We start from the raw sequence: 19,442 nt of genomic DNA on the forward strand, positions 1-19,442 counted from the left end.
CGCGGGCGCGGTGCCCTCGATCAGTTAGTACATCCGCAGTAGCTGCGCGTGCAGCGTGGTCCCCACTTCGAGGACGTTCGCCTCGTCGATGAACCCCTCCTCGATCGCGAGTTCCACGGCGCGGGTGCCGACGATGTTCGCGACCGTGGCCCGTGCGAGGCTGTCGATTACGGAACCCTCGTCGACGGTATCGCCGCCGTAGAACTCCTCGGTGACGGTCAGCGAGAGCTCGCCCTCCTCGAACGTCTCGCCGAGGACGTCCTCGTCGCAGACCGCGACGAGCAATCCCTCCTGCGTCTCTCGTTCCTTGACGATCATGCGTGTCTCCGTTACTCGAGTTCCCACTCGCGGTCGTCCCGATCGGACGCGCGGCCTGGATCGGTGATCTCGGCGTCCCGCTGGGACTGTGCGCCGCCCGTCGCCTGTCCCTGCATCTCCCGCCGCTCCTCGACCAGCCGCTGTTCGGCCCGCTCGCGCATGTCGTTGGCCTCGTCGGCGATCTCCTCGGCCTGGTCGTACTCGCCCAGCTCTTCCAGGATGCGGGCTTTCTCTTCGAGGACCTGCGCGTTGTGCATGCCGAGGCGGATCGCATTGTCGATACAGTGCAGGGCGTCCTCGGCCAGCCCGCGTTCGGAGAGGAAGAACGCGCGGTTGAACCAGCCCTCGGCGAATCGCTCGTCGATCTCGACGGCGCGCTCGGCGTGCTCTAAGGCCTGGGAGGTCTCGCCGAACTCCCAGAGCGCGTAAGCGAGGTTCGTCTCCGCGGTCGCGGCGTGCTCGTTCGAATCGTTGACTCGCAGCGCCTCGCGGTGCGCCCCGATCGCCTCGTCGTACTCCTCGAGCTCCGCGTGGGCGGCCCCCTTGTTCACCCACGCCTCCTGCTCGGTGCGATCGTCGTCGGCGAAGCGAGCCGCCCGTTCGAAGGCGTCGGCCGCCTGCTCGTAGCGGTTGATCTGCATGTAGTTCAACCCGACGTCGAGCAGTTCTCCGGCGTCGACGTCCCCGCTGGCCACGTTCTGCTCGTCGAGCGTGTCGGCGACGACCCGCGAGTCGACGGGGTCGATTCGCGCGGGATCGACCGCCAGCTCCGGCGGATCGAGGTCGAATTCCTCGTAGGGATCGTCGAACCCCTCGCCCTCGGAGAACGGGTGCTCGCGATCGCCTTCTCGGTCGGTCATTAGCGGAATGGTGGCGACGACGACTGTTAAGGGCTGCGACCCGCGAGAGCGGTCCGCCCCGCGATCCGGTCGCCTCGAAAGTCCGTCGATCCGAGCCGCCCGCACGATTCCGGCGAGACGAGATGCCCCGGTCGGCGGCGAACGCGATCGAGCGCTCGCGACTCGCTCCCTCTGTCTCGGGCCACCATCGTATTCGAATGGTGAATAATAGATGTAAATTAGATATAAAGTAACATGAATTTTATTAACTCGGAATAAAAACAATACTGGTGCCGGGAGTCCAATTCCGTCAACGGCCGCGTCCAGACGCGGTGGTCGAACGGACTTGCACCGAGAGCAGCGGCATTCGTCCGATCCGAACGGACGCGAAAACGGGGACGAGCGGGCGGGAGGGCAGACCCGGGGCGTGCGTCAGCGCGCCCCGGCAACCGATCGAGTCCTCGACCAGTGATGGCCGTCTCCTCGGCGTCCGACCGCGGCCGACAGCGTGGGCACCCGGGGAAATCCATGACAGAAAAATCACACGGGCGATACGATCGACGACAGTTTTTGAAAGCAATGGGTGCGGCGACCGTGACGGTCGGCTTCGCCGGCAAGACGAGCGCGTCGCCGTCGACGCGACGACTCGTCATCGGCGTCGAGGACGAGTGGACGATCGAGGAGGTTCGCGAGTCGATCCGCGCCGATCCGGACGTTCCGAACCGAGCGAAGGTCGTCCACCACAACGAGACGATCGACTACGCCGTCCTCGAACTCGCCGGGCCGGCGGCGCAATCCGCCGATCGGGCGAAAGAAGCCGTCGGCAAGCACTCCGGCGTCGCGTACGCCGAGACGGACTACGAGATCAGGTTCGAGGTCGAAGAGATCCAGGCCGTCGACCCCAACGATCCACGCTGGGGCGAGGAGTGGGCCGACGAGGCCGTCAACGCCCCGACCGCCTGGGAGACGACGATGGGGTCGCTGAACTCGACGCTGGCGATCATCGACACCGGACTCGACGTCCACCACCCCGACCTCGAGGAACGAGTGACGGACGAGGTCGGCGGACCCGATCCGGTACCCGACGGCGAGGACGACCACGGAACCCACTGCGGCGGGTGCGCGGCGGCGACGACTAACAACGGCGTCGGCGTCGCGGGGCCGACGAACAGCCGGCTGCTCGGGTACAACATCTGGGACAACATCCGGGGCGAGGACGCCATCGTCGACGCCTCGGACAAGGGCGCCGACGTGATCTCGCTCTCGTGGTCGGTCGGCTACGACGAGCAGCCGTCGCTCCGCGACGCCATCCAGTATGCGACCGACAACGGGACGGTTGTGCTCGCCGCATCGGCCAACGACGGGCGGACCGACGCCGTCACCTATCCGGCCAGCGACTCCAACGTCATCGCCGTCGGCGCGACCGACGCGAACGGCAACGTTGCGGACTTCTCGAACTCCGGGCCGAACCTCGACCTCGTCGCTCCCGGGGTGAACGTCCTTAGCACGCTTCCCCAGGAGAGCTACGGTCGGGCCTCGGGGACGTCGATGGCCTGCCCCGTGACGGCCGGCGTCGCGGCGCTCGCGAAGGAACTCGATCCGTCGCTCTCGACGGCCGAGGTTCGCGGCCTGCTCACGGATACGGCGACGACGCTCCCGGGGGTTCCGTCGGACCGCCAGGCGGCAGGACAGGTCGACGCCGCCGCCGTGGTCGACGCCGTGTCGGACGGCGGCGGCGACGGCGACCTCGTTGACGGCGGCACCTACCGAATCATCAACGTGAACAGCGGCAAGGCGCTGGAGGTCGAGAACGGCGCCACCGAGAACGGCGCCACCGTCCAGCAGTGGCCCGCCGCCGCCGTCGACCACCACAGGTGGACGATCCACGAGATCCGCGAGGGCGTGTACCAGGTACTCGTCGCCCACACCGGCAAGGCGCTGGACGTCGCCGACGTCTCGACCGACCCCGGCGCGAACGTCCACCAGTGGGACTACGTCGGCGGGGACAACCAGCACTGGCGCATCGAGGCCGTCGGCGACGGGGAGTACCGCATGATCGCCGACCACAGCGGCCTCGGACTGGAAGTCGATGACTGGAGCACCGACGACGGCGCGAACGTCATCCAGTGGGACTACCACGGCGGCGCGAACCAGCGCTGGACCTTCGAACGGCTCTATTGACGCCCGCCGGTTCGATTCGATATTTTTTCGCGTCGCTTCCGGGGACTCGACGTCCGACCCGATCGGCGCCGACGCCGCGGATTCTCTCGGCTCACCGCCGCAGCCCCGACACTAATAGCCGGGGCTGTGGTAGCCACTCCGACATGCACGACATCATTCCCGTCTCTGAAATCATGGTCACCGACGTCGTGACGGCGCCGATCGACGCCAGCGTGGCGCGGGCGGCGACGCTGATGCGCGATGAGCACGTCAGTTCGGTCGTCGTCACGCGGGACGGCGCCCCGGTCGGAATCGTCACCGAGGGAGACTTCGTGACGTACCTCTGCGGCCGCGAACACCTCGGCGCCGTCGAACTGGACGAGGTGATGTCGGCACCGCTCGTGACGATCGCGCCCGACACGTCGATCGTCGACGCCGTCTCAGTCCTTCGATCGGAGGACCTCGAACACCTGCCGGTCGTCCGGAAGACCGGGACGGACGGTGGCGAGGGTGGCGGTGAGGGCGGCGACCTCGCGGGAATCCTCACGACGACGGAGCTCACCTACTTCGTGCCGCACTTGGCCCGCCAGACCGGCGACCGCAGCGCCGAGCGCCCCCGGCGAGCGGTGCGAACCGACACCGCGTACGAACGGGACGACTGGGAATTCGAGTATCACGGCGAGGACGAGTCGACCGTCTCCGTCGGCGACGTTGCGCGGTTCTCGAAACCGATCACGATCGACGACGTCGAGGCCTTCGCCGACGTCACCGGCGACACGAACAGGCTCCACCTCGACGGGGCGTACGCGGCCGAGACCCGATTCGGGAGGCCGATCGTTCACGGGGTGCTCGCCAACGGAGTGATCAGCGCGGCGCTCGCTCGGCTGCCGGGGCTGACGATCTACCTCTCGCAGGAGAGTAGCTTCCTGGCGCCGCTCCCGATCGGCGATCGCGTGATCGCCGTCTGCGAAGTCCTCGAGGACCTCGGCAGGGACAAGTACCGGATCGAGACGACCGTTACCGACGCGGAGGGGACGACCGTCCTCGAGGGCGACGCGGTCGTCCTCGTCGACGAGTTGCCGCCGGTGGCCGTTCTCGAGCGCGACGCGGCATCCTCGTAACGCCGCCGACGCACGCGTTCGAGATACTGCCGTCTGTCCATACGGCCTCATGCAAGTAACCCGGTTTGGGCGTGGCGGCAACGCGATAGTCACTCGATCGGAACGATCGCGCCGAGCGGACGTCGGATCAGAAACACCGACGATTGCAGCGGACCGGACTCGAATCGGAAAACCGAAGCGATCGCGATCCGGCGACGGCGTTCCGGACTCAGAACGGCCCCATCCCGCCCATCCCGCCGCCACCGCCGCCTTGCTGTTGCATCTGTTTCATCATGCGCTGCATCTCCTTGTCCGATCCCATCCCCTGGAACTGCTTGATCGTCCGCTCCATCATCTTGTACTGCTGGAGCAATTCCCGGACCTCGTCCTCGCTCGTGCCCGAACCGCGGGCGATGCGTTCGACCTGGCTCGCGCCGATCGCCTTCGGGTACTCCTTTTCGGCGTCGGTCATCGAGTCCATGATGACCTGGAACGTGATCATCCGATCCTGGGTGACGTCCATCGCGTCGTCGGGCAACTGGTCTTTGATGCCGCCGCCGAAGCCGGGGATCATGTCCAGTACCTGGTCGAGCGGCCCCATGTTGTTCATCGCCTCCATCTGCTTTTGCATGTCGTTCAGGGTGAAGTTCCCCTTCAACATGTCCTCGGGGTCCCAATCGTCCTCCTCGATGTCGGTCTGTTGCATCGCGCGCTCGACGCGCTCGGCGAGCTGGGAGAGGTCGCCCATTCCGAGCAGCCGCGAGATGAAGCCGTCGGGCTCGAAGCGCTCGATGTCCTGGACCTCTTCGCCCGTCCCGAGGAACGCGATCGACGAGTCGGTCTGGTCGACCGCGGTCAGCGCGCCGCCACCTTTCGCCGTACCGTCGAGTTTCGTGATGACGACGCCCTCGATGCCGATCGACTCGTCGAACTGCTGGGCCTGCTCTTTCGCACCTTGCCCGATCGCGGCGTCGAGCACGAGCAGCGAGGTGTCCGGGTCGACGACGTCCTCGATCTGCTCGATCTCGTCGATCAGATCCTCCTCGAGCGCGTGTCGACCCGCGGTGTCGACGATGTGGACGTCGGCCTCGCCCGTCTCCTCGAGTCCCTTTCGGGCGATGTCGACGGGGTCGTCATTGTCGGGATCGCCGTAGAAGTCGACCTCCGCGCGCCGGGTCATCTCCTTGGCCTGGTCGTAGGCGCCGGGTCGGAAGGTGTCCGTCTGGATGACGGCCGGGCGCAGTCCCTTCGTCGAGAACCACCACGCCATCTTCGCGGCGGAGGTCGTCTTCCCGGACCCCTGCAGGCCGGCAAGCAGGATCGTCTGCTCCTCGAGCGGGAGGTCGGTCGACTCGCCGATGAGGTCGACCAGTTCCTCGTAGACGATGCGGAGGACGAAATCGCGCGCCGGCGTCCCGGCCGGCGGTTCCTCCTCTAAGGCCCGCCGTTTGATGTTGTCCGACAGTTCCATCACGAGCGAGACGTCGACGTCGGCGGAGAGGAGCGATCGCTGGATCTCCTTGACGATCTCCTCGACGTCCTCCTCGCTGATCCGTGACTTTCCGCGGAGTTTGTCGAGGGTGCCCCGCAGAGAGCTTCCGAGATCGTCGAGTACCATTTGCCCAGTCTACGGCACGACAGCGTTAAAGGTTTTATCTACTGGCGACGCGAGCGAAACGCGTCACCGCGCTCGCGGCTGAGGCGACCCGCCGGTCACCAGTGTGAACTACCCGAGAATTTGCCGCCGTTCTTCGGGAGAGAGTTCGACGGGGCCGATCGCGACCGGCGTGCAGCGTTCGCACTCGAAGGCGCCGCCGCCGTGGTCGTAGGTTCGGATCGGTTTCCCGAACAGGAAGAACGCGTCGCGCTGGTGGCGCGTGACGATCGCGTCGGCGGTCTCGCCGCAGTTCGGACACCACTCCCTGTCGGGCGCGGGCTTCTGGTAAGTTACCTTGTGCCGCCCGAACAGGAGCCCCCTGTAGGCCTCCGATTCGGTCTCCTCGATGAGCGCCTCCGGCGGCAGCGGATCGGAGTCGAGTTCGTTGTCGTACCCGCTTTCGGCCCCCGTCGTCGCCGTCACGTACGGGCCGACGCTGACGCGGTTGTCGCGGCCGACGAAGTAGACCGTCACGTCGATCGCCTGGCCCTCGATGCGGACCTCGTTGCCCCAGCCGGCGACGTAGACGGTGAGGTCGTGTCTCGCGTCGGTGACCGTCAGTTCGTTTCGGGCACCTCTGACGGAGATTCCGTCGCGCGGATCGCGCACGGTCCGGGTCCCTTCCCACCCCGACAGCGACACCTCGTACTCCTCCGGCGAGCGGGTCGGCGCGGCCGCGTCGTCGTGGAAGACCTGCTCGGCGCCGATCGCGGAGAGCGTTTCGGCCGCGCCGTACTCGACGAAGACGTCTTCGGCGCCGGAGATTCGTACGTCGCCGTCGACGCGATCGACGTAGCCGTCGTCGAGGTCTCCCGCCACGACCGTTCGGACGGCGTCGTCAGCGACGGGGTCGGCGCCGGTCGGGACGTCGGTGAAGACGTACTCCGGATCGTCGATCGTGAGCCGCCCCGAAACGGCCTCGGCGCTCACGTACACGTCCTCGGCGCCCCGGAGCTCGACGGGCGCGGTCTCGCCGCCGTCGAGACGAACGTCGCCCGTAAACTCCCGTCGAACCGGTTTCTGATCCCCGCTCATGATCGTCACGGGATTCTCAGGCGGTTTACTTCAACCGTTCGAATGCTTGCTGAAGCGATCGCCTCGAAAACCTAACTTACTTCGTGTTAGAATGGACAGGAGTTCGCATGAACCGACGGCGTTTCCTCCGCGCGGCCGGAAGCGGGTTCGCAGTCGCGGGCACAGGACTTGCCGGCTGCCTGTCGAGCTTCGGCGGCAGTCTGTCGAGCGACGACGTGCCGCCGCCACGCGAGGCCGAGGTGTTCGAGGATGTTTCGATCAACGACGGGACGATGAAGATCGAACTGGACGCCGATCCGAGAGTCGAATCGCGCATCGACGCGGTCGACCAGGCGCCGATCGTCGGCCTGTTGGTCCCCGTCGGAACCGCGCGCGCCGGATCGCGATCGAGTTCGGGCTCCGGATCGAGCGGGGCGACCGGTCGCGGCACCGGCGGTTACTCGTCGGCGCCCAGGGGTCGACACAACTGGGCGATCTACGGCGGACACTCGAACGGTAGCTGGCGCGACGATCACGACGACGAGTACGACTGGTACAGCGCGGCGATCGCCACCCTGGGGGTCGCCTACGTGGGATCGAACACCGCGTATCGGCGCCGGTCCCCCGGCCCCGGACCCGTCAACTGGGACGAGACGTGGTCCGATCCCGACCCAGGAACGACCTTCGAAGTCGACCTCGCGACGCTCTCGTCCGGGCCCCGAGCGGACGCGGACGCCGGGTCGGAACCGGTCGGGAACGAGTCCGACGCCGAGTCCGTGCCCGCCGACGAAACCGAGTCGGCGCCGGAGGCGAAGGAGGGGTGGTACCGCGTCGGAACGCGGCTCGAGTCGCCGGACGGCGCCGTCGACTTCGAGTGGCAGGCCGCCGACTTCAAACTGGACCGAGGGGCGACCGGCGACCTCTCCGCCGACGAGGTCTGGCACGTCCGACCGCGACTGTGACCGCCCACGCAGCGGACTCGAATCCGGGCGTGTCCGTCCGACCCGATCGCGAGCGCGGCGGCGCGGCGTCCGCTGCCCGACTCGCGACCCCCGTCGAAACCGTTCGGCGTGCGTGTTCGAGACGCCGCCCGATAGCGCCGACGAAACTCACCCCGGCCCGCACGACAGGAGCCGATCCAGCGTGACCGACGACCCCCGATCCGACGGAAGCGACGGGACGACCGACGCCGGCTCCGCGAGGCGATCGCGAGCGGCCGCTCGGGACCCGCCCCGATCGCAGGGATTCCTCACCGATCGACGGGTGGCGCTCGGCGTGACGTTCCTCGTCGCGTTCTGCTCGATCGCGTACGAACTCGTCTACTCGGAACTGCTCACGGTGTTCTTCGGCGGGACCGTCCTCAGGTACTCGATCACGATCGGGCTCTACATGTTCTCGCTCGGGGTCGGCTCGGTGCTCTCCGCCCAGCTCGGCGATCCCGAATCGAACTTCCTCCGGACGGAGGTGTACCTCGCGATCGCCGGCCCCGCGGGAGCGATGGCGATCGTCGCGATCAACTCCGTGCCCGCGGTCACGTTCCCCGGGAAGGGGCCGCTCGTCCTCGCGTGCTCGCACGTGCCGATCCTCGTCGTCGGCGTGCTGTCGGGGTTCGAGGTGCCGCTGCTGACCGACCTCGTGGAGGATCGCGAGGAGACGATCTTCGCGTCGCTCGGGCGGCTCTACCCACGACGGATCGTGCGCGGCGTCCTCGGGATCTTCTTCGCGATCGACGAGCCCGACCAGCGGTCCTTCTCGGAGGTGCTCGGGGTGGACTACCTCGGGAGCCTCGCCGGGACCGTCGTCTACGCGCTGGTGCTCTACCCGCGGTTCGGGATCGTCGTCACCGTCTTCGCGCTCGGACTGCTGAACGCGCTCGCGGCGCTGGCCTTCGCCGCGTGGACGGCGTCGGGAGCGGCCCGCACGCTCTCGCGGCCGTCGGCCGGGCAGTTGCGCGCCGTCGTGGTCGTCGGACTCCTCCTGACCGGCACCTACGGCGGGATCGTCGGCCACCCCGACGCCGTCGATCGGGCGGTGACGACGACCTACCTGGAGCGCGCGATCGAGGGAGAGTTCCCCGAGGGAACGGCGGACGTCAGGGCGCTCAGCTACGACACCACGCCGTACCAGACGGCGCTCACCTACGAGCGCGACCTCGCGGGCCACGCCGACACCGAGACCTGTCTCCACCTCGATCGGGCGATCCAGTTCTGCGACACCTGGGTCGACTCCTACCACGGCGGCCTCGTCGACGTCCCGATGACGACCTTCGACGACCCGTCCTCGGTCGACGTCCTGCTCGTCGGCGGCGGCGACTACATCGCCGTCGATCACCTCCGCGAGTACGGCGCGTCGGTCGACCAGGTCGACATCGACGGCGAGTTCCTCGAGCTCGCGCGCGAGCGGGAGCTCTTTCGCCAGTACCACGACGACGCCCACGAGTACGAGAAGCTGAACACGACCGTCGAGGACGCCCTCACCCACCTACAGGAGACCGAGAAGACCTACGACCTGATCCTCCTCGACGTCCCCGGCGCTCGCAGCGACGAGACGCTGGCGCTGTACTCGACGGAGTTTTACACGCTGCTCCGCGAGCGCCTGACCGACGACGGCCTCGTCGTCTCCTGGGTATACACCAGCGGCGACCACCCGACCCACAGCAAGGTGTACGCGACCACGGTCCGGGAGGCCGGCTTCGATCGATACCTCCCCTACTACGTCTACGACGACCTCGACGGCGACGGCGACCTCGAGCCCGGCGAGCGGTTCTACGTCCTCTCGGACGGTCCGACGCCCGAACCCGACCTCGATCGGGCGGAGAGCGAGTACGTCCGCGAGCACGCCGATCGATTCGACGAGTGGCGGTGGCGATCGCTCCCCCGCTATCGGGGTGTCGAGTCGAACAGCATCTTCCACCCGAACTACGACGTTATCGTCGACTACTGACCATGACCCGCGACACCCTCCGGTTCGTCCACGCCGATCGACCGCCCGCGGCCGACGAAATCCGCGTGTTCGAGTCGCTGACCCGGCCGTTTCTCGGCGCGGCGTTCACGTTTCGGATCATCGGCAGTTCGCACTACGTCAGCGCGCCCGCGTACGGGTTCTACGAACTCGCCGCCTGCGACCCGGCGAACCCCGGCGATCGAACGGGCACGGAACTCCCGCTCGACCCGAATCGACCGCCCCGTCGGCTCGCGTTCGAAACCGACGCGTTCCGGTGCCAGACGGTCGTCGAGCACCGACCGCTCTCGGCGTTTCCGCACGATCGGTTTCGAACCGACCTCGGGTCGTTCGACCTCGCCCACGCGTTCGACGGGGATCCAGAGGCCGTCACGACGATCGAACTCGACGAGGACGGCTACGAGACCTATCACACCTACCCCGAGTACGACCTCGCGCTGTACACGCGAAGCGCCTTCACCGTCGTTCGCGAGCCCGCGGCGCGCCCGCCCGTCGGCTCGTCGGCGGACCCGGCGCCTGACGCCGCCGGCGATCACTGACCGGAACGCTCTTCTAAACATATATGGCCCCCGTTTACATAACGGGCCGTATGCCGGAACGATCAGGGAACGAGACGGGATCCGGCGGGGAGACCGCAGATCAGTCGGGCGACCTCCTCGCGACGGCCACCCCCGCAGAGGTCGACCCCTCGGTTCTGCACCTCTCACCCGCCGAGCGGGAGGCGCGAGGGATCACCGACGACGAGGTCCGCGAAACGTTCCGCACGGTTATCACGTACGGAACCGCCGAGCAGAAAAACTTGCGCGGCGTCGCGCTGCCCGAGCTCTCGCTCGATCGCCTGACGCTCGAGAGTCTCGATCGGCACCCGGTCGATCTCACCGGCGCGACGATCGACGGACTGTCGCTCGAGTACACCCGCGTGACGTTCCCGATCGTCCTCGACGAGGCCACGGTCGGCTCGCTCCGACTGACGGAGGCGCACGTCGAGGCGGCGCTGTCGTGTTCCGATGCGACCGTCACCGGGCCCGCGACCCTCTTCGAGGCGCAGTTCGACGACGACGTCGAGTTCGACGGAACGACCTTCGAGGGGCCGATCGACTTCGACGAGGCGACCTTTCGCGACGACGTTCGCTTCGATCGCGCGACATTCGACGACGAGGTGTCCTTCCGCGCGGCCGAGTGTCACGGCGACTCGAACCACCTGGAGGACAACACGACGTTTTCGGACGCGACGTTCCGCGCGCCCGTTAGCTTCCGCGAGACCGAGTTCGGGTACGTCCGGTTCGACGACGTCGCGTTCCGCGAGGACGCGATCTTCCAGGAGGCGACGTTCACCGGCGACGCCGAGTTTCAACGGACCGCGTTCGACGCGTTCGCGGACTTCGACGAGGTGCGCTTCGAGGGCGACGTCGCGTTCGACGACACGGCGTTCGAGGGTCGGGCGGACTTCCGCGGCGCGTCGTTCGACGGCGGCGCGCGGATACTGGTCGACGACGCCAGTTTCGCGGCCGCGACCTTTCGTGACGACGTCACGTTTCGCCACGCCTCGTTCCGGTACGTCACGTTCGCCGCGGCGACCTTCGACGGAATCGCTCACTTCGAATCGGCGACCTTCGACGGCGACGCGGACTTCCCCGACGTCGCGTTCGATCGGGAGGTCGACTTCGACGAGGCCCGGTTCCGCGAGGACGCCGACTTTTCCGGCGTCCGGTTCGACGGCCCGTGCTCGTTCCGCGGCTGCGAGTTCGCCGGCGGCGCGAACCACCTCAAGGACGATCTCTCCTTCGCCGGCGCCCGCTTCGCTGCCGACGTCGACTTTCACGACGCCGAGATCACCGCCGCCAACTTCGAGGGGACGGCATTCGGCGGAACCGTCGATTTCAGCGGCTGTATCGTCACGGAGCGGATCGACTTCGAGGCGCGCGGCCTCGACGACGACGCGTTCGTGGACTTCACCCGCGCGAAGCTGCGCAGCGGGCGGATCGTCCAGCCCGCCGACGGCTGGGTCAGGTACGACCTCACCCTCGCCAGCATCGGCGACATCGACCTCGCGGCCGAGCGGCTCAGCGATCGCCGCCAGCTGCTCGATTACTTCCGATTCTGCCGCACCGAGTTCGACGAGTTCGACGGCCACACGTTCGACTTCAGCGGGCACCGCGAGTACCTCGATCGGAACGCCTGGCGCATCCACGACTTCGACGATCCGGACGACGATCGCGAGTACGCCCTCGAGATGACGCCGGAGGTCGTCGAGACGACGTACTTGAAGGCCAAACAGAGTGCGCGGGACGTCGGCGATACGAAGATCGCGGGGGAGTTTCGCATCAAGCGCCAGCAGTACAGCCGCCGGAAGAACCTCGAAGTCGTCCGCGACCCGGAGACGGGATGGCTGACCCGAGCGAAGAACCTGGGCCGGGCCGCGGAGAACTTCTTCCTCGGCCTCACCTGCGGCTACGGGATCCGGCCGATGCGGATCGGCGTCGCGTTCATCGTCGCACCGCTGTTCTTCGCGATTCCCTACGCCTTCGGCGGCCCACTGTTCAGGACGGACGCGGACCAGCTCTCGATCGGCGACCTCGCCACCGCCGACGGGCTCCAAACGTTCTACGAGGTCCTCTACTTCAGCTACATCAGCTACACGACGATCGGCTACGGCGACATCGGTCCGACCGGCCCGCTCGCTCGCCTGCTCGCCGGCTCCGAAGCCTACCTGAGCACGATCCTCGCGGCCCTGCTCGTCTACGCACTGGTCAAGCGGTCCGAACTGTGAGCGAACAGTGCCGCGATCGGCGTCGGTGAGTATTTCACCCGGGCGCCGCCAAGTCGCTCGTATGACTTCCGAGGGAGACGCGAGCGTCGATCCAAGCGAGTACGGCGTCGACCCGAACCAGTACGAGGAACTCGACGAGGCCGAGGTAACGATGCGCCGGAACGAACACGGCCTCCACATCGCCGACGACGAGGTGACCGGCGTGTCGAGTCAAGGAGGAACCCCGGAAGCGGCGCTGCGGAATCTCGCGGCGGCGGTCGAATCCTACAGGGAGGCGACCGACGACGATCCGGGCGACGACTGGCTCTAACCGGCACCCGGCGGTCGCGAGCGCGGCCCGAGACGTCCGAGCCACGGGTGCCGTCGAGGGCGGAACCCGGCGGATCAGGGCTAGTGGGAGAGGTGAACGACGACCAGGAACGTACTGACCGACATCAGCGCGAGGTGCGGCAGGAACGCCCGCAGCGCGCGCGATTTCGAGTCAGTCATCGCGGTGGCGACCTGCCAGGCGATCAGCGCGCTCCAGGCGACGGCGAGCCACAGCCACGCGGTGACGAAGACCTCATCCCAGGCCGAGACGATCGCCGGGTCTGCGCCCGCGGGGAGGTCCAGCGGGATTCCCAGCCCGTTCGCGAACGCGTTCAGGCTCTCCCCGCCGCTCTCCAGTAAGCCGCCGACGACGTGCGCGCCGAGCGAGTACATGATGCCGAGGGGCGCGTAGGCGAGCCCGAACTTCGTGAACGACTCGGTCCACTCGAGGCCGCTCCAGTCGCTCGCGAGGCGGTGGACGGCCGTGAAGCCGAGGATCGTGGCGACGATGCTGACGAGGTACGCCGTCGTCGGCGCTAACACGCCGGGCAGACTGCCCACGAGTGCGGTCGATTCGACGGCGTCGCCGAGGACGTGATCGATGGGGAAGACCGCCCAGATGACCAGCGCGACGATCGCCTCGTCGACCAGCGGGATGCGCTCGGTGACGATCGTCGACCCCGGCCAGCGAACCCGCAACTCGACGTCCTCGTCGGGCCGCTCGGTCGTGCACTTCATGCACGCGGTACACCGACGATCGGTGCTCAGGTACTCGCTCCGGTACTCGAGGGTCGCACACTGGACGCCGGTTTCGGGCGTCTGGGCGACCTCGAACGGCGACAGCTTCGCCGTGACGCTCATCACCCCGGTCGCGGGACAGACGTACCGGCAGAACGCCTGGCGCTGATAGACGAGGCTGACCGCGACGGCGACGCCGAGGATCGCGAGCCAGTAGTACGGGACGAGCGACGGCGTGTAGGCGACGCCGACCTTGTACATCGGCCACCGCGCGAGCGCGAACGTGAGCGCCGTCAGCGACAGAATCGAGATCGGGAGCCCGTAGACGAGCCATTTCCTGTGGGTGTACATCGGGAAGTGACGATCGAGGCCGAACCGCTGCGTGAACCGGACGATCGCGCCCAGCGGGCAGAAGAAACACCAGATCCGACCGAAGACGAGGAGGCTGAGGATCATCACCGGCGACCACCAGAGGTCGAAGAACGCGACGGCCCCGAAGTTCGCGCTCGCGTCCGCCGGGCCGACCGCGGCCCGATAGATCGCGTAGAAGAAGAGGCCGACGGTGAGGAGGTTGACCGCCGGCTGGACGTACTCGTTCGTGAATAGGAACCGGACGAACCGGTTGCGCGTGATCGTGACGCCGGCGCGCGAATCGGAATCGGTTGCCATCAGTGGGTCGTCCCACCGGACAATTATCACCGATCTGGTTCAGTTAACGAAAGCGATCGAGTCACGGAAATAATGTCGGGAGAACATCGATTCTCATCGACAGGGCAACGGAACCGACTCGCAGGGGCTGGTTTTACGCGATCGTCGGTGGTCGAATCCGTTCATGGAGGAGTTCGACATCGTCGTGCTCGGCGGCGGCTCCGGCAGCCAGATCGCGACCGCCGCGGCCGAGTACGACCTGGAAGCGGCCGTGATCGAGCCCGGGCCGCTCGGCGGCGCCTGCATCACCCGGGGCTGTGTCCCCTCGAAGGCGCTGCTCCACCGGGCCGATATCGTCGACGAGGTCCGTCACGCCGAGCGGTTCGGCGTCGACGCGGGACTCTCGGGGGTCGACTACGCCGAGATCACGTCGACGATCCACGACGCGGTCTACGGCAAGGCCGATCGTCAGGAGCAGAGCCTGAACGACGCCGAGAACGTCACGCTCTACCGCGGCGAGGGCCGATTCGTCGACGAGCGAACGATCGAGATCGACCCGAACGACGGCGAGGCCGATCCGGGTCGGATCCGCGGCGAACACGTCGTCGTCGCGGTCGGCGGTCGCCCGGTGGTGCCGCCGATCGACGGCCTCGACGACGTCGACTATCTCACCAGCGAGGACGCGCTGTTCCTCGACGAGCGACCGGACGAACTCGTCATCGTCGGCGGCGGCTACATCGGCGCCGAACTGGGCTACTTCTTCGCCGCGTTAGGGACCGAGGTGTCGATCGTCGGCCGCAGCGACCGGCTCGTCCCCGGCGAGGACGACGACGTGAGCGAGGTCGTCACGGACGGCCTCGCGACGTACTGCGACCTGTACACCAGCTACGAGGCGGCCGAAGTGGGGACGAACAGCGAGGACGGCGATCGCATCGCCGTCACCGCGGAATCGGTCGGCGACGACGAAGACGGCGACGGCGAGTCGGACGGGGACGATCGGGTGGAGCTGTCGGCCGACGAACTGCTGATCGCCGCCGGCAGACGGCCGAACACCGATACGCTCGATCTTGGCGCGGCGGGCGTCGAGACCGACGACAAAGGGCACGTCGAGGTCGACGGACGGCTCGAGACGACCGCCGAGAACGTCTGGGCGCTCGGCGACGTGCTCGCCGCCCAGCCGTTCAAGCACGCGGCCGACTACGAGTCGGAGATCGTGGCGGCGAATATCTTGGACGATAGCGAGGCGCCACGCGCCTCGAACAGTCGAGCGGCGAAGCCGCGAGACGCCGGCCGCGAGGTCGACTACGGGGCGATGCCCCACGCGATCTTCACCTCGCCGCAGGTCGCGAGCGTGGGCGCGACGGAGTCGGAACTCGACGAGGCCGACGAGGAGTACGAGTCGACGATCGTGCCCTACGACGCCGCGCCGAAGGGACTCATCTTGAAGGCCGACGACGGCTTCGTGAAGGTGCTCGCCGGGCCGGACGGGGAGATCCTGGGCTGTCACATCGTCGGCCCGGACGCGTCGACGCTGATTCACGAAGTCGTCGTTGCGATGGCCCGCGGCGAGGGAACCGTCGATGACGTCGCCGAGACGGTGCACGTCCACCCCGCGCTGAACGAGGTGGTGTTGAAAGCGTTCGACGAGGCCGCCGATCGGCCGTACTCGACGGCGCCGGACTGGCGCGACGTGAGCGGCGAGTAGAACGAGCGATCCCGCGGTTACTCCGCCGAGGCCGGTCCGGACTCTACCTCGCCGTCGTTCGCCAGCCACTCGGTCAGGCTGCCCTCGTAGAAGGCGACGCCCTCGTAGCCGAGCGCCCGCAGGACGACGTATGTGTGGCTGATCCGGCGGGCCGTATTACAGTACAGAACGATCTCGCGATCGGGCGTGATGCCGTGGTCGGAAAGCAGCGCCTCGAGTTCGTCCTCGGGTTTCAGTCGCCGGGTCTCGTCGTCGACGACCTCACGCCAGTCGAACAGGACCGCGCCGGGCAGGCGAGCCTCCTCGAACTCCTCGCGCTCGCGCGTGTCGACCAGGATGGCGCCCCGGTCGATGGCCTCCTCGACGGCGAGGCGATCGATCAGGGGCGTCTCGGCGAACGAGAAGGACTCGACCTCGTAGGTCGTCGGGTCGACGTCCGGCGTCTCGCTCGTCGTCTCGTACGCCCGATTCCACGCGCTGAAGTCGCCGTCGAGCAGGCGCACGTCGTCGTGGCCGTACACCTGCGCGGTGACGACGAACCGGGCCGCGAAGACGCCGTGGGTGTCGTCGTAGGCGACGATCGTATCCTCGGGCTCGATCCCCGCCGCCGAGAGCAGGTCGGCCACGGCGTCCGCACCCGGCAGAGTGCCGGGATCGTCGCCGGCCTCGCCGCGGTAGCTGTCGAACGGCACGTTCACGGCGCCGGGTATGTGCCCGATCCCATCGAACTCCCAGGCGTCTCGGACGTCGACGATGCGTACCTGCGGGTCGTCCAGTCGATCGGCGAGCCAGTCGGGCGAGACGACGACGGATTCGTCCATCACCGTCGACTCAGGTTCCCAGCGCCGATAACGCATCGGTCCCGGCACGACTCCCCAGGGTACCGAGGTGGTGGCAACATTATCCGGTTCGGGGCCGGCCGCGAGCTCTCCGGGCGCCGACCCGCGTCGGCGATTTCTCTAATCGCGGGACGGTGGCCCGGTGCGGGGAGACGACGGTCCGTGCCTGCTCGACGTAGCGGCAATGGTTGCCGGAAGAGTCGAACGCCGACCGAATTGTCCGGTTGGTGAGTCACTATACGGGTGGCACCCCATGGGTCGCACATGGCAACCGACGAATACGCCAACGACGTGCTCGTATCGGCTGATTGGGTCGAGGACAACCTCGACGAGTTCCAGGATGACGGCTCCGACCTCCGTCTCGTCGAGGTCGACGTCGACACGGAAGCGTACGACGAGGAGCACGCCCCCGGCGCGATCGGGTTCAACTGGGAGACCCAGCTCCAGGACCAGACGCGACGCGATATCCTCGACAAGGACGAGTTCGAGGACCTGCTGGGCAGCCACGGTATCAGCGAGGACGACACCGTCGTCCTCTACGGCGACAACTCCAACTGGTTCGCCGCCTACGCCTACTGGCAGTTCAAGTACTACGGCCACGACGACGCCCGTCTCCTCGACGGCGGCCGGGAGTACTGGCTGGAGAACGACTACCCGACGACGGACGAGGTTCCGGCGTTCTCCGAGACCGAATACGACGCGTCCGGCCCGCGCGAGTCCATCCGCGCCTACCGCGATGACGTCGAAAACGCGATCGACCGCGGCGTTCCCCTCGTGGACGTCCGATCGCCCGAAGAGTTCAGCGGCGAGGTCCTCGCCCCGCCGGGACTCCAGGAGACCGCCCAGCGCGGCGGTCACGTCCCGGGTGCGAAGAACATCTCGTGGGCGGCCGTGACGAACGACGACGGCACGTTCAAGAGCCGCGACGAACTCGAGGCGCTCTACGCCGACGAAGGCATCGAGGGCGACAGCACGACCGTCGCCTACTGCCGCATCGGGGAGCGCTCCTCGGTCGCCTGGTTCGCGCTCCACGAACTGCTCGGGTACGAGGACGCCGTCAACTACGACGGCTCCTGGACCGAGTGGGGCAACCTCGTTGACGCGCCGATCGAGCAGGGCAGCGGCGAGTAAGGAGGGACGGACCTCGCCGCAGCACCACTGCGGCGACGCCGCCGGATCGAATCCCGATATTTTTCGGCGCGAACGAGTTCCCGGTCCAGTGGCAACTACGCGTCGAGCCGTGCGGAAAAGAACGTCCACGGGAGGTCGTCGTCGACGTCCGAATCGGCTTCGTCCTCGTCCGCGGCCAGCGTCTCGGGGGCGCCCCACCGATCGACGATCGTAAAGCCCGCCGATCGCAACTGCTCGCGGGTCGCGTCCGCGCCGGCGATGTTCCACTGCATCTCGACGCCGCTGTCGAGCCAGTCGGGATTCTCGCCGGCCCACTCGTTCGTTCCCTCGCACAGCAGGAGTCGGCCGTCCGGCCGCAAGACGCGCGCGAACTCGTCGATCACGGATTGGTGATCGTCCATCGGGATGTGGATTATCGACCAGTAGGCGACGGCCGCGTCGAACGCGCCTGTCGCGAACGGCAGCGCCGTCATATCACCCTGGACGAGGGCCGCATCGGGAGCGGCATCCGCTGCGAGCCGCAGCTGCCCGCGGGAGAAGTCGAGACCGACGGCCCTCGCTCCGTCGCTCACCCGAGAGAGAACGGGCGTCCCCTGGCCGCATCCGGCGTCGAGCACCCGTATCGGTTCCGAACGCGCCGAACATGAGCCGAGAAACGTCTCCAGAATTCCGGTTCCGCGATCGTTCTCGGGACGGCGGGCGGCGTACACGTCCGCAAGTTCGTCGTACGATCGACGAACGGCGTCTTTCTCGACCATACGACGCGCACTCACACGGGATAGTTCAATCTTCGGACTGGCTCTTCGGCGATCGGCCGCGGCTGTCCCGCGGCACCGTTGGCGGGTCTGCGCCGATCGAACGAGGCGATGCATAGGAAGCGCAGCGTGATCGTTCGAGACGAACGACCGATATTCGGCTCGTATCGCGCGGTTCCGTCGACAGCCGTCACGCTCCGTCGACGCCGCTCGCGGACTCGATCGAAACCGTTACCGCACACGAGTTAGATTTTCGAGGTGATGAACGACGGCTGGGAAGCGTGGGTCGCCAGTCGGAAAGCGACGAATCAACTGCTCGGGTTTATGATCGTCGTCCTCGCCGCGGGCTTCGTGAGCCTCGGCGGCGGGTACGGCGGGTTGCAGATCGTCGCGGAGCTGTTGCTCATGCTGATCCTGCTCGGTGCGATCATCCTGTTTCTCGCCGCCTTGCTGCGGAACCCGGATTCGTGACGCGACCGGCGCCGCTCCCGTACGGCG

17 protein-coding genes are annotated in these 19,442 nt (G+C 67.4%); 10 read left to right on the top strand and 7 right to left on the bottom strand.

Annotated features, from left to right (window positions below; all coding sequences use genetic code 11):
* Positions 1 to 24 precede the first annotated feature (24 nt).
* Both MUH00_RS08355 and MUH00_RS08360 read right to left on the bottom strand, forming a co-directional pair.
* Positions 25 to 318, bottom strand: a complete 294-nt coding sequence (locus MUH00_RS08355; RefSeq protein WP_247003634.1) for a DUF424 domain-containing protein — start codon at positions 316 to 318, stop codon at positions 25 to 27.
* An 11-nt stretch (positions 319 to 329) separates the two neighbouring features.
* Positions 330 to 1,178, bottom strand: coding sequence for a tetratricopeptide repeat protein (locus tag MUH00_RS08360; protein WP_247003635.1), 849 nt, complete (start codon positions 1,176 to 1,178; stop codon positions 330 to 332).
* 558 nt (positions 1,179 to 1,736) lie between these two features.
* Between MUH00_RS08360 and MUH00_RS08365 the strand changes: the two genes are divergently transcribed.
* The gene (locus tag MUH00_RS08365; protein WP_247003636.1) at positions 1,737 to 3,338 is read left to right on the top strand and encodes a S8 family serine peptidase; all 1,602 of its coding nucleotides are present in this window, start codon (positions 1,737 to 1,739) and stop codon (positions 3,336 to 3,338) included.
* Between the two features lie 143 nt (positions 3,339 to 3,481).
* A complete protein-coding gene (locus MUH00_RS08370; protein WP_247003637.1) occupies positions 3,482 to 4,438 on the top strand; it encodes a CBS domain-containing protein in 957 nt (318 codons plus the stop codon).
* Positions 4,439 to 4,646: 208 nt separating this feature from the next.
* On the opposite strand, the gene MUH00_RS08375 is transcribed toward MUH00_RS08370, so the two are convergent.
* A complete protein-coding gene (locus MUH00_RS08375; RefSeq protein WP_247003638.1) occupies positions 4,647 to 6,035 on the bottom strand; it encodes a signal recognition particle protein Srp54 in 1,389 nt (462 codons plus the stop codon).
* A 108-nt stretch (positions 6,036 to 6,143) separates the two neighbouring features.
* On the bottom strand, positions 6,144 to 7,109 hold the full coding sequence (locus MUH00_RS08380; protein ID WP_247003639.1) for a hypothetical protein: 966 nt from the start codon (positions 7,107 to 7,109) through the stop codon (positions 6,144 to 6,146).
* Between the two features lie 107 nt (positions 7,110 to 7,216).
* Here MUH00_RS08380 and MUH00_RS08385 point away from each other — a divergent pair, with 107 nt between their 5' ends.
* The 5 genes from MUH00_RS08385 (at position 7,217) to MUH00_RS08405 (ending at position 13,129) form a co-directional block, all read left to right on the top strand.
* The gene (locus tag MUH00_RS08385; protein WP_247003640.1) at positions 7,217 to 8,050 is read left to right on the top strand and encodes a hypothetical protein; all 834 of its coding nucleotides are present in this window, start codon (positions 7,217 to 7,219) and stop codon (positions 8,048 to 8,050) included.
* Between the two features lie 181 nt (positions 8,051 to 8,231).
* Positions 8,232 to 10,031 (top strand): spermidine synthase, encoded by a 1,800-nt coding sequence (locus MUH00_RS08390; RefSeq protein WP_247003641.1) that lies wholly within the window; start codon positions 8,232 to 8,234, stop codon positions 10,029 to 10,031.
* A 2-nt stretch (positions 10,032 to 10,033) separates the two neighbouring features.
* Positions 10,034 to 10,588, top strand: a complete 555-nt coding sequence (locus tag MUH00_RS08395) for a DUF2617 family protein (protein WP_247003642.1) — start codon at positions 10,034 to 10,036, stop codon at positions 10,586 to 10,588.
* A 50-nt stretch (positions 10,589 to 10,638) separates the two neighbouring features.
* Positions 10,639 to 12,819, top strand: coding sequence for a pentapeptide repeat-containing protein (locus MUH00_RS08400; RefSeq protein ID WP_247003643.1), 2,181 nt, complete (start codon positions 10,639 to 10,641; stop codon positions 12,817 to 12,819).
* A 61-nt stretch (positions 12,820 to 12,880) separates the two neighbouring features.
* Positions 12,881 to 13,129 carry a type II toxin-antitoxin system HicB family antitoxin gene (locus MUH00_RS08405; RefSeq protein ID WP_247003644.1) on the top strand — a complete coding sequence of 83 codons (249 nt, stop codon included), beginning with the start codon at positions 12,881 to 12,883 and terminating at the stop codon, positions 13,127 to 13,129.
* Positions 13,130 to 13,209: 80 nt separating this feature from the next.
* Here MUH00_RS08405 and MUH00_RS08410 read toward each other — a convergent pair whose 3' ends face one another.
* Positions 13,210 to 14,535, bottom strand: a complete 1,326-nt coding sequence (locus tag MUH00_RS08410; protein WP_247003645.1) for a 4Fe-4S binding protein — start codon at positions 14,533 to 14,535, stop codon at positions 13,210 to 13,212.
* A 163-nt stretch (positions 14,536 to 14,698) separates the two neighbouring features.
* On the opposite strand from MUH00_RS08410, the gene MUH00_RS08415 reads away from it, so the two are divergent.
* Positions 14,699 to 16,219 (top strand): dihydrolipoyl dehydrogenase, encoded by a 1,521-nt coding sequence (locus MUH00_RS08415; RefSeq protein ID WP_247003646.1) that lies wholly within the window; start codon positions 14,699 to 14,701, stop codon positions 16,217 to 16,219.
* A 17-nt stretch (positions 16,220 to 16,236) separates the two neighbouring features.
* Here the strand turns inward: MUH00_RS08415 and MUH00_RS08420 are convergent, their stop codons facing one another.
* Positions 16,237 to 17,040 carry a sulfurtransferase gene (locus tag MUH00_RS08420; protein ID WP_247003647.1) on the bottom strand — a complete coding sequence of 268 codons (804 nt, stop codon included), beginning with the start codon at positions 17,038 to 17,040 and terminating at the stop codon, positions 16,237 to 16,239.
* 282 nt (positions 17,041 to 17,322) lie between these two features.
* Here MUH00_RS08420 and MUH00_RS08425 point away from each other — a divergent pair, with 282 nt between their 5' ends.
* Entirely contained in the window at positions 17,323 to 18,189 is an 867-nt protein-coding gene (locus MUH00_RS08425) for a sulfurtransferase (RefSeq protein ID WP_247003648.1), read from the top strand.
* 95 nt (positions 18,190 to 18,284) lie between these two features.
* Here the strand turns inward: MUH00_RS08425 and MUH00_RS08430 are convergent, their stop codons facing one another.
* Positions 18,285 to 18,947, bottom strand: coding sequence for a class I SAM-dependent methyltransferase (locus MUH00_RS08430; protein WP_247003649.1), 663 nt, complete (start codon positions 18,945 to 18,947; stop codon positions 18,285 to 18,287).
* Between the two features lie 258 nt (positions 18,948 to 19,205).
* Between MUH00_RS08430 and MUH00_RS08435 the strand changes: the two genes are divergently transcribed.
* A complete protein-coding gene (locus MUH00_RS08435) occupies positions 19,206 to 19,415 on the top strand; it encodes a hypothetical protein (protein WP_247003650.1) in 210 nt (69 codons plus the stop codon).
* Positions 19,416 to 19,442: the final 27 nt, after the last annotated feature.

It is taken from the genome of Halosolutus gelatinilyticus (assembly GCF_023028105.1).
Taxonomy (GTDB): Archaea; Halobacteriota; Halobacteria; order Halobacteriales; family Natrialbaceae; genus Halosolutus; species Halosolutus gelatinilyticus.